The sequence below is a fragment of the Pseudomonas sp. GW822-FHT06D10 genome, assembly GCF_058799535.1.
In genome coordinates, this window is the sequence record NZ_JBXALN010000001.1 from 748,488 (window position 1) to 763,155 (window position 14,668).

The window sequence follows — 14,668 nt, forward strand, 5'->3', positions numbered from 1 at the left end:
ACATATAAGGGCCCTGCCGAGATTCCTATCTCTGGGGCAGGACCGTCAGCGATGAGTGACTGTTGCGCGGGCAGGCAATGGGTTCATCGGTTAATACACCGTGGCCGGCCCGTCTTGGGCCAGCAGTTGCTGAAACTGTTGCGAGGAGACCGCATGGGAAATCAGGAAGCCCTGCACCTGCGTGCAGTCGATCTTGCGCAACAGAGCCAGTTCGTGGGCGCTTTCCACGCCTTCGGCGACGACTGTCAGGCCCAGTTGCCGGCCCAGGGCGATGATGCAGGTCAGGGCCTGGGCTATTTCTTCATTGTTGTGGCAGCCCTGGACCAGCCCCCGGTCGATCTTCAATTCGGTGAAGGGTGTCGACACCAGGTTCATGTAGGAGCTGTAGCCCTTGCCGAAGTCGTCCTGGGACAGGCCGAAGCCCTTGATGCGCAGGCGGCAGGCTCCGGCGTAGAAGTTGCTGATGTGCTCCGGGGTCGAACATTCCATGAGTTCGAAGCAGATCCTGGCCGGCACACCGTTGTGCTGGATCACGAAGTCGTACAGGCGATCGGCCAGGTCGGGGCTGTTGAGCAGGTGGGTCGGCAGGTTGATGGACACCGGGATGTCATAGCCGTCTTCGCGCCAGTGCACCTGGGCCTCAAGGGCCTGCTCCAGGATCAGCCACAGCAGTTCTTCTTCGAGGCGGGCCTCGGTGAGTGCCGGCAGGAAGTCGCAAGGCAGGAGCATGCCATGTTGTGGGTGGATCCAGCGCACCAGGGCTTCAGCGGCGACGATGCGACCGTTGTTCAAGGCTTTCTTGGGTTGGAACCAGGCCTGGATCTGCCCGTTGCGCAGGGCTTCACGCAGGGTCTCTGGGCTGCATTCGACCCCGATCTGTGGGGGGCTGCTGTCATTGGCGAGCCCTGGCAACTGAGCGGTGAGTGCACGCAGTGCAGCCAGGTTCACGGGTTTGGAAATCAACCCGATGACCTTCAGCCCCAGGTTGCGGGCCACCAGGCTGGCGCCCATCAGCATGCGCCGGGATGACGCACTCATGATGGCCAGGGCCGGGCGCACGCGATGGGTGGCCAGGCTCTGGATGAACTGCACGCCATCCATGCCGGGCATCAGCAGGTCTGTCAGTACCAGGTCGAAGTGCCGCTGCTTGAGGCGTTCCAGTGCTTCTTTGCCGCTGCTTGCCACCTCCAGCTGGTAGGGCCCCAGCTCGTTGAACAAGTGTTGCAGGTACATGTACTGAAACGGCTGATCTTCGACGATCAAAATGCTACAGGACTTCATGGGAGGCTCTTTCATAGGGCGCCAGATAGTTGAACAACGCTCTTAATGCAAAGGGCTTCACCAGGCAGTGGTTCATCCCGGCTGCAAGACAGAGCTCTTCTTCTCCGCGCATTGCATTGGCCGTTGCCCCGATGATGGGGATCGAACAGCCTTGACGCCGAAGCTCCTGGGCCAGTTCATAACCGTTGAGTTTCGGCATGTTCACATCGGTCAGCACAACGTTGAAACGACCGGCCTTCCAGATGCAGAGGGCCTCTTCACCGTTCGAGGCCAGCTCCACGCTGCACCCCAGTTCTTCCAGTTGGTCCTTGAGGATCAACTGGTTGATCACGTTGTCTTCGGCCACCAGGACATGCAGGCTGAGCTTTTTCAGCTCGCGGTGATCGGAGTGATCCTCGCTCTGGGCCACCCAGACCCCCTGGGCCTGGCTGACGGCCTGATGGATCGCCCGCAGGTTGTTGGTGTTGATCTGCCAACTGCCGCCGTCGATCCGCGGTTCGTTATGGCCATCGCCGCTGGCGAGCACCAGAGGGCCCTGCCAGTCGGGTTCCAGGCGCTGCTCCACGCTGCCGGGGTGTAGTTCGATCAGTACGTTGCCTCGGGCCCGGTCGGACGGGCTCGGCAGGCTGAACTGGGCCCGGGCACCCCAGCGGCGCAGCCAGCCCGCCACCGATTCGGCCAGTTCACGCACCGGGGACACCACATAGACCATCTCCGGCAGCAATGGGCTGATCGGCGGGGTGTCGCCCTGCACGGCCGAGGCCTCCAGCGGCAGAGTCAGGGTGAAACTGCTACCCAGGCCGAGCTCGCTGACCATGCGGATATTGCCGTTCATCAATTGGGTCAGGCGCTGGCAGATCGGCAAGCCCAGGCCGGTGCCGGCGATCACGTTGGTGTTGCCTTCGGTCTGGTAGAAGGGCTCGAAGATCAGTGTCTGGTCGTCCTGGGCAATGCCCCGGCCGGTGTCGGAAACCTGCCAGAGGATGTTGCTGCGCTCGCCATCGCGGCTTTCGGTGCGGACCCGCAGGACAATGCGCCCGGTATCGGTGAACTTGACCGCGTTGTTCAGCAGGTTACTGAGGATCTGGCGGATCCGGGTGACATCGCCGAGCAGGATCTCCGGCAACTGCGGGTCGACACAGGCATAGAATTGCAGGCCCTTGGCCTGGGCGGCCGCCGCGTAGCCCTGGATGATCTCGTGCACCAGATCCAGGGAGGAGAATTCGCTGAGCTCCAGGGCCAGTTGCCCGGCTTCGATCTTGGACACGTCGAGCACGTCGCAGATCAACTGCAGCAGCGTACCGGAAGAGCCTTCTATGGCTTGCAGGTAATCCTTCTGCTGGTTGTCCAGCTGGGTCCGCGACAGCAGCTCCAGGGTGCCGAGCACGCCATACAGTGGCGTGCGGATCTCGTGGCTCATGGTGGCCAGGAACAGGGTCTTGGCTTCGTTGGCGGTATCGGCCAGGCGCTTGGCTTCTTCCAGCGCCGCCTCGATCTGCTTGCGAGCGCTGATATCGCTGAAGGCGCAGAACAGCACGTCTTCACCGTTGTAGCGAGTGGGGGCGGAGCTGAGGTACAGATGGCGCCCGTCGGCGGTTTCAAAGTAGTCCGAGCTGTTGGGGCGGGCCGGGTCGAAGGCCTGCTCGATCCACCCGGAACACAGCTGGTCGCGTTCGCTGCCGTTGCCCAGCCATTGCTGGGACAGGGTGTTTTCCAGCACCACCCGGCCATCGCTGCGGCGCAATACACAGAGTGCCACCGGAGCGATCTGGATCACGTCGCGGCTGAAGGCCTCGCTTTCGACCAGGGCCTGGATCCGGTGCAGGGCGGGGGCGATCAGGCGCACTTCGACCCAGTGGGTCAGCAGGCCGATCAGAGCCATGCCGGTCAGGCTGATGAGCAGCGCCGCCAGCAACTGCGGCCAGAGACTCTTGAGCAGGTTCTGCAGGTCGAAGGAGTACACCAGTTGCCAGTCGGTGTCCCCTAACTGTTTGCGGATCACCAGATGGTCGGGCCACCAGCGGCCGCCGAGAAAACCGAAGAAACTGCCGCCCTGGATCTGCTGCACTTCGGCACTCAGCTGGGCGCTGGGCACGCTGCTGAAAATCAGCCCGCCCTGGGAATTGAACATCATGAAGTCCCCGGCGCTCTGGTCGCTGAGGGCGGCGCAGACGCTCTTGCCATCCATCTCCAGGCCAAGCCAGCCGGAGTGGGCGAAGCGTTCGTCGAGGCGAATGAAGATGTACAGGCGGGCGCCCGCCGCGGAGGTGTCCATCAGCCACAGTTCTTCGCCGGCAGGGATCTGCTCGGGCTTGAGGGTGGCCAGCTTGTCCAGCAGCCCGCCGGGCAAGTCGTCGCTTTGCGGCCGGGTGCTGAACAGGCGTTGCACCTGCAGGTCGCGGGTGCCGGGAATGTAGAGCAGGTTCAGTTGCTTGTTTTGCAGGTAGTTGCGCATGCGCAGGGTCAGCCAGATCCCCCACTGGTTGCCTTGCGGCTCACCCAGCTGCAGGTACATCTGTTCTTTGGACATGCCGCTGGCTCCTGACGGGCCGATATGTTCCCCAGGGTCGTGGACCGCCGCCAGGCTCAGGCTTTCCAACAGGGCCGTGCGGCTGGTGAAGAATGCCTGGGCCTCGGCAATGGCACTACTCATGTAGCTTTGCCGTTGTGAGAGTTCGTTGTGCAGGCTGGAGCGAAGAAAGTTGTAGACCGCGCCGAACAGGCCGACCAGAAAAATAAGCGCCACGACACGAAGCAGCCGGCGGGCTGCTTCAGGACTGGAAAATAGGGGATTGATCTGATGCAGGTAGCTTTTTAATCTCATGCGCCAACTGTAATTGGGGGCATGCCAAGCAGGGATCAGACAATTCTTAAATCGCCCGGTACACAGTAGGTTTGTGGCACTTACAGTGTTCAGGCACTTCCTTATCCGTCGAACCTCGCAACTTTCCTCGCCTGTTCAATTTTTCAATGGCTATCGTGCAGCCTTCGCGGTTTGAAAAATGCTCGTTGCGTCGGTGTTGTGCCTAGACCATTTCCAGGCGCTGCTTGCGCCGTGGCGGAGCAAACACCTGATCCAGGGCCTGCAGGTCCTCGTCGGGCAATTGCAATTGGCCGGCCTGGGCATTCTGACGGATGTGTGCCGGGCGCACCGCCTTGGGAATCACCAGCACGCCGTCCTGGCGTAGCAGCCAGGCCAGGGCCACCTGGGCCGCGGTGACCCCATGGCGCTGGGCGACCTGCAGCAGCACCGGTTCGGCCAGCAAAGCGCCACCCTGGCCGATCGGGCAATAGGCCATGAGCGGCATCCGCCGTTGCTGGCAGGCGGGCAGCAGGTCGAACTCGATACCCCGGGACTCCAGGTTGTACAGCACCTGGTTGGTAGCGCAGGCCGGGGAGTCGAGTTCGTCCAGGTCGGCCACATCGAAGTTGGAGACTCCCCAGCGGCGGATCTTGCCGGCTTCGCGCAGGCGCTCCAGGGCGTCGACGGTTTCCGCCAAGGGATACTGGCCGCGCCAGTGCAGCAGGTACAGGTCGATGAAGTCGCTGCCCAGGCGTTTCAGGCTGCGCTCGCAGGCCAGGGGCAGGCCTTTGCGACTGGCGTTGTGGGGGTAGACCTTGCTCACTAGGAACACCTGGTCGCGACGCCCGGCAATGGCCTGGCCGACCACTTCCTCGGCACCGCCTTCGCCGTACATCTCCGCGGTGTCGATCAGGGTCAGGCCCAGGTCGATGCCGGTGCGCAGGGCAGCGACTTCCTGATCCCGCAGGTGGCGGTCCTCGCCCATCCGCCAAGTGCCCTGGCCAATCACCGGAACCTGCGTGTCTGCCAGCATCAACGTGCGCATGCTTACCTCCTGGTATCTGTCGAGAGTGATCAGTGCAGGGCACAGGGAAGCAAAGCCGGCGGGCAGGGTCAAGGCTGCGCGAGGGCGTGAGGCTGGGTCTTTGATATTCCAAAAGGAAATAATTATCTAATTATTTATTCCTTTTAAGGCTTTTGCCAAAGGCGCATGTTTAGCCCCAGCCGCTCAACTCCTGAGCCCGGTGCCAGCAAAGGACTTTTCAGCATGACCATTCAAGCGATCAACGTACGCAACCAGTTCAAGGGCGTGATCAAGGAGATCCACGAAGGCCAGGTGGTTTCGGAAATCGACGTGCAGACCGCCTCGGGCATTGTCACTTCGGTGATCACCACCCGCTCGGTGCGCGACCTGGAACTCAAGGTCGGCAGCGAAGTGATCGCCTTCGTCAAGTCCACCGAAGTCTCCATCGCCAAGCTCTGAGCCGCACCTGCGGACATCGTCCATTCACAGGGGAGTGAAGCATGCCGCACTCGCTGGATATCACCGCGCTGCCGGTCCTGGACCTGAGCCAATTGCAGGGCCACCCGGAGCAGCGTCGGATCTTTCTCGACGGCTTGCGCCAGGCGGCGCGGGACGTGGGTTTCTTCTACCTGACCGGGCACGGAGTCGACAGCGCCCTGCTGCGCCGGGTGCAGGACCAGGCGCGGGCGTTCTTTGCCTTGCCCGAGGCCGACAAGGCGGCCGTGGGCATGATCCACTCGCCGCACTTTCGCGGCTATAACCAGGCGGCTTCGGAGATCACCCGGGGCCAGCCGGACCTGCGGGAACAGTTCGACCTGGGGGCCGAGCGCCAGGCCTTGCCCCTGGATCCCCACAGCCCGCTGTGGACCCGCTTGCAGGGCCCCAACCAATGGCCGGCGCAACTGCCGGCGTTCAAGCCCGTGCTGCTGGAGTGGCAGCAGGCAATGACCGGCATGTCCCTGCGCCTGTTGCGCGGCTTTGCCCAGGCATTGTCACTGCCGGAACATGCCTTCGATGGGCTGTACGGCGAACGGCCCAACGAGCACATCAAGCTGATCCGCTACCCTGGCCGCGCGCCGGGGCAGAGCAACCAGGGCGTGGGGGCCCACAAGGATTCCGGGTTCCTCAGCTTTCTGCTGCAGGACCAGCAGGCCGGCCTGCAGGTGGAAGTGGAGGAGGGCCGCTGGATCGACGCGCCGCCCCGGGACAACACCCTGGTGGTGAACATCGGCGAGCTGCTGGAACTGGCCACCCACGGCTATCTGCGCGCCACCGTGCACCGGGTGCAGTCGCCGCCCGCGGATCGCCAGCGGCTGTCCATCGCGTTTTTCCTCGGTGCCCAACTCGATGCCCGGGTGCCGCTGTATCCCTTGCCCGAAGCCTTGTTGCGCGAAGCCCGGGGCCCGGCCAGCGACCCCGACAACCCGCTGTTTCGCGAAGTGGGCTGGAACTACCTCAAGGGCCGCCTGCGTTCGCATCCGGACGTGGCCCGGCGTTTCTACCCCGATGCCCTGGTGCCCAAGGCACTGAGTGCCTGACCTTCATCCGCTGCTCAAGGACACTGCCATGCTGAAGAACACCGTCTGGACCCTGGCGTTGCTGGCCAGCCTGGGGGCGGCCCTGCCGACCACTGCGGCGCAGCCGTTGCGGGTAGCCGCCGACCCGGTGCCCCATGCCGAGATCCTCGCCTACGTACAAAAACTCGACCCGCAATTGCAGCTCAAGATCATCGAGATTCCCAATGGCGTGAACTCCAACGAACTGCTGGCCCACGGCGATGTGGACGCCAACTACTTCCAGCACCTGCCGTACCTCAAGTCTCAGGAACAGGCCCTGGGCCAGCCCTTCGCCGTGGCTGCCAGCGTGCACATCGAGCCCCTGGGGATCTATTCCAAGCGTCACCAGCGCTTCGAGCAGTTGCCCCAGGGCGCCAGCGTCGCGGTGCCCAACAATGTCACCAACCTCAGCCGCGCGCTGTACCTGTTGCAGAGCTACCAGTTGATCCGCCTCAAGCCCGGTTTCACCGACCCGGCCCGGGATCAGGCAACCCCCAGGGACATCGCCGACAACCCGAAACAGCTGAAGATCCTGGAGATCGAATCGCCGCAGATCCCCCGGGCCCTGGACGACGTGGACCTGGCGGTGATCAATGGCAACTACGCCCTGGAGGCCGGGCTGGTGCCGGCCAAGGATGCCCTGGGCCTGGAAAAGGCCGAGCACAATCCCTACGCCAACATCCTGGTGACCACCCCCAAGCTGCAGGATGACCCGCGCATCCGTCAGTTGGCCAAGGACCTCAACTCGCCGGAAGTAGCGGCGTTCATTACCCGCACCTACTCGGGCTCGGTGATTCCCGTCACGGACCGCCAGCCATGATCGAGGTCCAGCAGCTTTGCAAGGTCTACGGCGAAGGCCAGCCCGCGGCACTGGATCGGGTTTCGCTGACGGTTCCCGACAGGGCGGTGTACGGCATTCTCGGGCGCAGCGGCGCCGGCAAGTCGACCCTGTTGCGCTGCCTGAACCTGCTGGAGCGGCCCAGCAGCGGGCGCATCCTGATGGACGGCCAGGACCTTGGCGCCTTGTCCGCGAGCGAGCTGCGCCGGCAGCGCCAGGGCATCGGCATGATCTTCCAGGGCTTCAACCTGCTGCATTCGCGCACGGTTGAGGACAACGTCGCGGTGCCTCTGGAAATTGCCGGCCTGGGCAAAAGCCAGCGCCGTGCGCGGGTTCTGGAACTGCTGGAACTGGTGGGTCTTGGCGACAAGGCCCAGGCCTATCCTTCGCAACTGTCCGGTGGCCAGAAGCAGCGGGTGGGCATCGCCCGGGCCCTGGCCGCCGGGCCGCGTTACCTGCTGTCGGATGAGGCCACCAGCGCCCTGGACCCGGAAACCACGGCGTCGATCCTGCAATTGCTGGCGCAGATCAACCGCGAGCTGGGGCTGACCATTGTGCTGATCACCCACGAGCTGGAAGTGGTCAAGGCCATTTGCAGCCACGCCGCGTCCCTGGCGGGCGGCCGGCTGATGGAGAGCGGGGCGGTGGCCGAACTGCTGGGCAACCCGCAGTCGGCCCTGGGCCGGGCGCTGTTGCCGGGCTACAACCTGCCGTTCAACGGCAGCCAGCCCCAGGCCGAACTGACCTTTTTCGACAACCAGCGCGCGGCGCCGCTGCTGGAGCAACTGAGCCGCCAGCAGGCGCTGGAGCTCAAGGTCCTGGCCGGTGGTGTCGAAGCGGTAGGCGGCCGGCGGGTAGGGCGCCTGCGCATCGCCGCCGCCCCCGCCGACGCCGGCAAATTCCAACAACTGCTGACGGCCCTGGCCCAGCGAGGAATTCGGAGTGAACGCCTGTGAACCGCAGCCTCGATTGGCAGGAACTGGCGCAGCTGCTGCTGACCGCCACGGGTGAAACCCTGTACATGGTGCTGCTGGCCTCGCTGTTCACCCTGTTGATCGGCCTGCCCCTGGGGGTGCTGCTGTTCATCAGCCGCAAGGGCGGCCTGTACCCCATGCCAAGGCTCAACCGGCTATTGGGCGGGCTGGTCAATCTGGGGCGCTCGCTGCCCTTCGTGGTGCTGCTGATTGCGCTGATCCCCCTGACCCGGCTGGTGGTGGGCACCACCCTGGGCAGCACTGCCGCGGTGGTGCCCATCACCATCGGCGCCTTTCCGTTTTTTGCGCGGATCGTCGAGAACGCCCTGGATGAAGTGGACCGCGGTCGGGTCGAGGCGATCCTGGCCATGGGCGGGCACATCGGCCATGTGATCTTCAAGGCGCTGCTGCCGGAAGCCTTGCCGGCCCTGCTGGCGGGGCTGACCCTGACCCTGGTGATGCTGATCGGTTTTTCCTCCATGGCCGGCGTCATCGGCGGTGGCGGCCTGGGGGACCTGGCGATCCGCTACGGCTATCAGCGGTTCAACAACCAGATCATGGTGGCCACGGTGCTGGTCCTGGTGCTGCTGGTACAGGGGGTACAGAGCTGCGGCGACCGCCTGGTGCGGGCCCTGGCCCATCGCCGCTGAGTACATTCGGGGCGCGTTTCAGCGCCCTTCGTGCTGCTTGCGATAGGCCCCGGGCTGCAGGCCCACGGCCTTGGTGAAGGCCCGGGTGAAGGCGGCGATCGACTGATAGCCCACGGCGGCGCCCACTTGCTCCACTGTCTGGTTGGCCTTGAGCAACTGGCAGGCGTGGCGCATGCGCAGGGCCAGCAGTACCTGCCCCGGGGATTGCCCGGCCAGTTCATTGAACCGCTTGAAGAACGCCGAGCGCGAAAGCCCGGTCAGGGCCGCCATGCTTTCCAGGGGCCAGGCTTCTCCGGGGCGCTGGATCAACTGCTCCAGCAGCGGTGCAAACCCCGGGTGGCGGGCCAGGGCCACCAGGCCGCCGAGGTCCTGGTTGGCGTTGACCTGTTGGCGCAGCACATACAAAAACAGCAGATGGCTCAGGCGTTCCAGCAGCGCCGAGGAGGGCGCCGGGGTGCGCTGGCATTCTTCGAGAATCAGCTGGAACAGCGCCCGGGCGGCGCTCAGGGATGGGTCGCCGGCCCGCAGGATGAGCCAGCCCGGCAGGCTGTCGATGATCAGCGAGGACAGCCCGGGCTTGAAATGGAAAAAGCCGCAGACCAGCCCCACACCGTCCTGGGCTCCCGGCTCCAGGGGCGCCATGGGCGTGCGCGGCAGTTGCTGCGCCGCTTCAGCCTGCTGGGCACTGGACAGCCGGTAGCCCAGGTCCTGCAGCAGGAATACCGCGTCCCCGGCATCCAGGCGCAGGGCCTGGGGCGCGCCGTCGATATGCAGCCAGCAATGGCCCTGGACGATCAGGTGGAAGCTGGCCCGGGCCAGGCCCTGGGTGCTGGCGTGCCAGCCTCCGCAGTAGCGTCCGACGTGAAACAGGCTGGCATCGAGTTCCAGGCCTTCTAATAACCAATCAACCAGTGGGCTTGACGAAATCATCTAAGGGAAACACTCAGAAGCAAGTAATCGCTACTTTAGAATATGGATCGGAATTCTTATAACCAACAGACTTGACGCACACCTACACAGCAGGAGTCCACTCCATGTCCCGCGTCACTCTACACACCTTGCACACGGCTCCAGAAGCCGCTCGGCCCTTTCTTGAGAACGCGCTGAAGAACTCGGGCTTTATCCCCAATCTGCTGGGCATCCTGGCCAATGCCCCGGCGGCCCTGGAAACCTACGTCACGGTGTCCGCCCTCAACGGCAAGGCCGAGTTGAGCCTGGCGGAGCGTGAAGTGGTGCAATTGGTGGCCGCCACCACCCATGGCTGCGATTTCTGTGTCGCAGGTCATACCTCGGTGGCCCTGAACAAGGCCAAACTTGCGGACCCGGTGGTCAGCGCCCTGCGCGAGCAGAGCACCTTGCCCGAAGCCCGGCTGGAAGCCCTGGCGGCATTTGCCCGGGAAGTGATCGCCACCCGGGGCAAGGTCAGCGACGCCGGCTATGCCCAGTTCAAGGCGGCAGGATACAGCGAAGGCAATGCCCTGGAAGTGATCCTGGGCATCAGCCTGGCCACCCTGTGCAACTTTGCCAACGTGTTCGCCGGCACTGAACTGAACCCCGAGCTGGCCAAGTATCGCTGGTCAGTGCAAGGTCAATGAGCCAGGGCGCCGGCGGTTGCGCGGCGCCCCCTTTCAAGGAGAAAACCACATGCTCGATGCGCAATTGAGTGAATGGCTGGATGCCCAGGCCCAGGCACTCGACCAGGGCCAGTGCGACCCGCAGCAGGTCCTCGCCCGGCTGGCGGGCGCCGAGGTACTGCGGGTCGGTATTGACCCGGCTCAGGGCGGCAGCGGCGGCGACCTGACCGATGCTCTGGAAGTCATGGCCAGCGTGGCCAGCCATTCCCTGGCGGCGGCCTTTGTCTGCTGGGGCCAGCGAGCCTTTATCGAATACCTGCTGCACAGCCCCAATGCCGGTTTGCGCCAGCGCCTGCTGCCCTCGTTGCTCAGCGGCGAGCTGGCCGGTGCCACCGGGCTGTCCAATGCCATGAAGTTTCTCTCGGGGATCGAGGCCTTGCAGGTCCGGGCCCGGGAACAGGAGCAGGGCTGGAGCCTCAACGGTCGTTTGCACTGGGTCACCAACCTGCGCAAGAGCGGGTTCGTGGTGGCGGCGGCCATCGAGCGCGAGGAGGGCGGCGCGCCGTTCATCCTGGCGATCCCCGATGCCTTGCCCGGGTTGCAGCGCTCCGATGACCTGCAGCTGATGGCCCTGCAATCGAGCAACACCGCTGCCCTGGAACTGAACCAGGTGGCGGTGGCCCGTGACTGGCTGCTGCACGAGGATGCCCGAGTGTTCCTGCCGGCGGTGCGCCCGGCCTTTCTCGGCCTGCAATGCGCCCTGGCCATCGGCCTGGCGCGCCGGGCCCTGAGCGAGGTGGAAAAGCATGTCGAGGGCGCCCGTTCGATCCTCCACGAACCCTTGCTGGAACAACGCCAGCACCTGGAGCAGACCGTCGGCGAACTCAAGAGCGGCCTGCTCGACGGGCGCTTCCTGAGCCAGCCCGGGGCGCTGTTCCGGGTGCGCATCGCCCTGGCGGAAGCCACCGCCAACGCCGTGCAACTGGAGCTGCAGGCCAGCGGCGGCAAGGCCTACCTCAGCGAGTTCGGCAGCGGCTTTGCCCGGCGCTGGCGCGAGTCGGCCTTCGTGCCCATCGTCACCCCGAGCCTGGTGCAACTGCGCGCCGAACTGCAACGCCAGGCGCGGAATGCGGCAGCATGAGCGGCCTGTTGAACGCACAGGCGATCAGCCTCGGCTACCCCGCGGCGCAAGGCTGGCACACGGTGCTGGAGGATTTCGACCTGCACCTGCAGGCCGGCGAGGTGGTGTCCATTCTCGGCCCCAGCGGGGTCGGCAAGTCCAGCCTGCTGCGGGTCCTGGCCGGCCTGCAGAAGCCCCACGCCGGGCAGGTCAGCCTGTTGGGCGAGCCCCTCGACGGCCCTCATCCGCGGGTCGCGGTGGCATTCCAGGACCCCAGCCTGCTGCCCTGGCTGAACCTGGAGCACAACGTCGCCTTCGGCCTGGATTTTGCCCGTCAGCCGCGCCTGAGCCCGCGCCAGCGCAAGGAGCGCATCGACCAGGCGATTGCCGCAGTGGGCCTGGAACACGCCCGCCAGCGCTATCCGGCCCAACTGTCCGGCGGCATGGCCCAGCGCACCGCACTGGCCCGCTGCCTGGCGCGCCAGCCCCAGGTGCTGCTGCTGGATGAACCCTTCGGCGCGCTGGACGAGGTGACCCGCGCCGACATGCAGCAACTGCTGCTCAAGGTGATCGGCCAGCACCGCACCGCGGCGCTGCTGATCACCCACGACATCGACGAAGCCCTGCTGCTGTCCGATCGGGTGCTGCTACTGGGTAACAGCCCGGCGCGCACCCTCGGCCAGTGGCACATCGAGCTGCCGGCGCCGCGCGCCGAGCGGATCGAGGAACTGGGCGCGCTGCGCATCGAGATTCTCAAGACCCTTCGGCGGGCGAGCCGCACCCCCCACACTTCCCCTTTGCCTGCACCGTCGGAGATTGACCATGTGCCTGGACGACTTCACTCATACCCGTCGTGATTTTCTCAAGCTCAGCGCGCTGCTGACTGCCGGCGGCGCCTTGCCGCTGCTCAACAGCCTGCAGGCCCGCGCCGCCCAGGAACCGGACGCGCCGGTGCGCATCGGCTACCTGCCGATCACCGACGCCACGCCCTTGCTGGTGGCCCACAACAACGGCCTGTTCGAGGCCGAGGGCATCAAGGCCGAGCGCCCGGTGCTGCTGCGCAGTTGGGCCCAGGTGATCGAGGCGTTCATTTCCGGGCAGGTCAACGTGATTCACCTGCTGTCGCCGATGACCGTCTGGGCCCGCTACGGCAGCCGGGTGCCGGCCAAGGTGGTGGCCTGGAACCACGTCGGCGGTTCCGGCCTGACCGTGGCCCCGGGCATTACCGAGGTCAAGCAACTGGCGGGGCAGTCGGTGGCGATCCCGTTCTGGTATTCGATTCATAACGTGGTGGTGCAGCAACTGTTTCGCGACAACGGCCTGGTGCCGGTGAGCAAGGCCGCCGGCAGTGCCCTGGGGGCCAACGAGGTCAACCTGGTGGTGCTGCCGCCTTCGGACATGCCGCCAGCCCTGGCCAGCAAGCGGATTGCCGGCTACATCGTCGCCGAGCCGTTCAATGCCCTGGCCGAGGAACTCAAGGTGGGCCGGGTGCAGCGCTTTACCGGGGATGTGTGGCGCAACCACGCCTGCTGCGTGGTGTTCATGCACGAGCATGACCTGGACAACCGTCCCGAATGGTCGCAGAAGGTGGTCAACGCCATCGTCAAGGCCCAGCTGTGGACCCGCGACCACCGCGCCGAGGCCGCGCAACTGCTGTCCAAGGACGGCGCCAACCGCTACACGCCCCATGCGCCCCAGGTGCTCAACCGGGTGCTGGCGCCGGAGGCGGCCGACCGCGAGGCCTACCTGGCCAGCGGCGCGATCCAGCACAGCCACTGGGACGAGCAGCGCATCGACTTCCAGCCGTATCCGTTCCCCAGCTACACCGAAGAGTTGGTCAAGCGCCTCAAGGACACCCTGATCGAGGGCGACAAGGGCTTTCTGGCCGGCCTTGACCCGGCACACACCGCCAAGGACCTGGTGGACGATCGCTTTGTGCGCAACGCCATCGCCTCGGTGGGCGGGCTGAAGGCCTTCGGCCTGGCGGACAGCTTCGAGCGCAGCGAGGAGTTCGGTCTTTGATGGGCAAGCAACCTTCTTCCCTGAGCCATTGGCTCCTGGGGCTTGCCGGGCTGTCGAGCCTGCTGCTGGGCTGGTGGCTGGGGGTGCACCTGCTGGGCGATGGCAACGGCCTGGCTGCGCGTTTCTCCCCCGAGGCGACCTTCGCCAGCCTGCTGGAACTGCTGGGGCGTGGCGAGCTGTACGAGCATGTGCTGGTGAGCCTCAAGCGGATCCTGGTGGGTTTGCTCCTGGCCTTGCTGATCGGCGTGCCCCTGGGCCTGCTGGTGGGCAGCTACCGGCACCTGGAGGCAGCCACCACCCCGGCGTTCCAGTTTCTGCGGATGATCTCGCCGCTGTCCTGGATGCCGGTGGTGGTGATGCTGATGGGGGTAGGGGACCAGCCGATCTACTTCCTCCTGGCGTTCGCCGCGCTGTGGCCGATCCTGCTCAACACCGCGGCCGGCGTGCGCCAGCTGGACCCGCGCTGGCTGCAACTGAGCCGCAGCCTCAGCGCCACCCGCTGGGAGACCCTGCGCAAGGTGATCCTGCCCGGGGTGCTGGGGCATGTGCTGACCGGGGTACGGCTGTCCATCGGCATCTTGTGGATCGTCCTGGTGCCCTGCGAAATGCTCGGGGTCAGCGCCGGCCTGGGCTACTTCATCCTCGACACCCGGGACCGCCTGGCCTATTCGGAACTGATGGCCATGGTGCTGCTGATCGGCGTGCTGGGTTTTGCCCTCGACGCCCTGGCCCGTGGCCTGCATCGCCGCTGGTCCCACGCCTGAGGCCCGCCGGTGGGCCCGGCGCGACACCGGCGGCGCCCCGTAGGAGCCGGCTTGCCGGCGAA

The 14,668-nt window shown here is 65.3% G+C and carries 14 protein-coding genes; 10 read left to right on the forward strand and 4 right to left on the reverse strand.

What is annotated here, in order from left to right:
- Positions 1–90 precede the first annotated feature (90 nt).
- The 3 genes from pvrR to AC1RL5_RS03300 form a co-directional block, all read right to left on the reverse strand.
- Entirely contained in the window at positions 91–1,281 is a 1,191-nt protein-coding gene (gene pvrR, locus AC1RL5_RS03290) for a response regulator cyclic di-GMP phosphodiesterase PvrR (RefSeq protein ID WP_072450241.1), read from the reverse strand.
- Positions 1,268–4,105, reverse strand: a complete 2,838-nt coding sequence (locus tag AC1RL5_RS03295) for an ATP-binding protein (RefSeq protein ID WP_103407272.1) — start codon at positions 4,103–4,105, stop codon at positions 1,268–1,270. Before AC1RL5_RS03295 ends, pvrR begins: the two co-directional genes overlap by 14 nt.
- Positions 4,106–4,307: 202 nt before the next feature.
- On the reverse strand, positions 4,308–5,129 hold the full coding sequence (locus tag AC1RL5_RS03300) for an aldo/keto reductase (protein ID WP_011061477.1): 822 nt from the start codon (positions 5,127–5,129) through the stop codon (positions 4,308–4,310).
- 222 nt (positions 5,130–5,351) lie between these two features.
- On the opposite strand from AC1RL5_RS03300, the gene AC1RL5_RS03305 reads away from it, so the two are divergent.
- From AC1RL5_RS03305 to AC1RL5_RS03325, 5 genes are all read left to right on the forward strand, one after another.
- Positions 5,352–5,567: a TOBE domain-containing protein gene (locus AC1RL5_RS03305; RefSeq protein ID WP_011061476.1), complete on the forward strand. Its 216-nt coding sequence runs from the start codon at positions 5,352–5,354 to the stop codon at positions 5,565–5,567.
- Between the two features lie 41 nt (positions 5,568–5,608).
- A complete protein-coding gene (locus AC1RL5_RS03310) occupies positions 5,609–6,646 on the forward strand; it encodes an isopenicillin N synthase family dioxygenase (RefSeq protein ID WP_145711981.1) in 1,038 nt (345 codons plus the stop codon).
- Between the two features lie 28 nt (positions 6,647–6,674).
- Positions 6,675–7,484, forward strand: coding sequence for a MetQ/NlpA family ABC transporter substrate-binding protein (locus AC1RL5_RS03315; protein ID WP_072450244.1), 810 nt, complete (start codon positions 6,675–6,677; stop codon positions 7,482–7,484).
- The gene (locus AC1RL5_RS03320) at positions 7,481–8,458 is read left to right on the forward strand and encodes a methionine ABC transporter ATP-binding protein (RefSeq protein WP_011061473.1); all 978 of its coding nucleotides are present in this window, start codon (positions 7,481–7,483) and stop codon (positions 8,456–8,458) included. Before AC1RL5_RS03315 ends, AC1RL5_RS03320 begins: the two co-directional genes overlap by 4 nt.
- A gap of 65 nt (positions 8,459–8,523) precedes the next feature.
- On the forward strand, positions 8,524–9,126 hold the full coding sequence (locus tag AC1RL5_RS03325; protein ID WP_169891845.1) for a methionine ABC transporter permease: 603 nt from the start codon (positions 8,524–8,526) through the stop codon (positions 9,124–9,126).
- Positions 9,127–9,144: 18 nt separating this feature from the next.
- On the opposite strand, the gene AC1RL5_RS03330 is transcribed toward AC1RL5_RS03325, so the two are convergent.
- Positions 9,145–10,056 carry an AraC family transcriptional regulator gene (locus tag AC1RL5_RS03330; RefSeq protein ID WP_053151810.1) on the reverse strand — a complete coding sequence of 304 codons (912 nt, stop codon included), beginning with the start codon at positions 10,054–10,056 and terminating at the stop codon, positions 9,145–9,147.
- 104 nt (positions 10,057–10,160) lie between these two features.
- Here AC1RL5_RS03330 and AC1RL5_RS03335 point away from each other — a divergent pair, with 104 nt between their 5' ends.
- The 5 genes from AC1RL5_RS03335 to AC1RL5_RS03355 are packed head-to-tail and all read left to right on the forward strand — an operon-like array spanning position 10,161 to position 14,606.
- Positions 10,161–10,721 carry a carboxymuconolactone decarboxylase family protein gene (locus tag AC1RL5_RS03335; protein ID WP_015635738.1) on the forward strand — a complete coding sequence of 187 codons (561 nt, stop codon included), beginning with the start codon at positions 10,161–10,163 and terminating at the stop codon, positions 10,719–10,721.
- Positions 10,722–10,770: 49 nt separating this feature from the next.
- Positions 10,771–11,841, forward strand: a complete 1,071-nt coding sequence (locus AC1RL5_RS03340; RefSeq protein WP_011061470.1) for an acyl-CoA dehydrogenase family protein — start codon at positions 10,771–10,773, stop codon at positions 11,839–11,841.
- On the forward strand, positions 11,838–12,677 hold the full coding sequence (locus AC1RL5_RS03345; RefSeq protein WP_258610798.1) for an ABC transporter ATP-binding protein: 840 nt from the start codon (positions 11,838–11,840) through the stop codon (positions 12,675–12,677). Before AC1RL5_RS03340 ends, AC1RL5_RS03345 begins: the two co-directional genes overlap by 4 nt.
- Positions 12,643–13,842: an ABC transporter substrate-binding protein gene (locus AC1RL5_RS03350; protein WP_072450248.1), complete on the forward strand. Its 1,200-nt coding sequence runs from the start codon at positions 12,643–12,645 to the stop codon at positions 13,840–13,842. The genes AC1RL5_RS03345 and AC1RL5_RS03350 overlap by 35 nt, the downstream gene beginning before the upstream one ends.
- Positions 13,842–14,606, forward strand: a complete 765-nt coding sequence (locus tag AC1RL5_RS03355) for an ABC transporter permease (protein WP_011061467.1) — start codon at positions 13,842–13,844, stop codon at positions 14,604–14,606. The genes AC1RL5_RS03350 and AC1RL5_RS03355 overlap by 1 nt, the downstream gene beginning before the upstream one ends.
- The last annotated feature ends 62 nt before the right edge of the window (positions 14,607–14,668 follow it).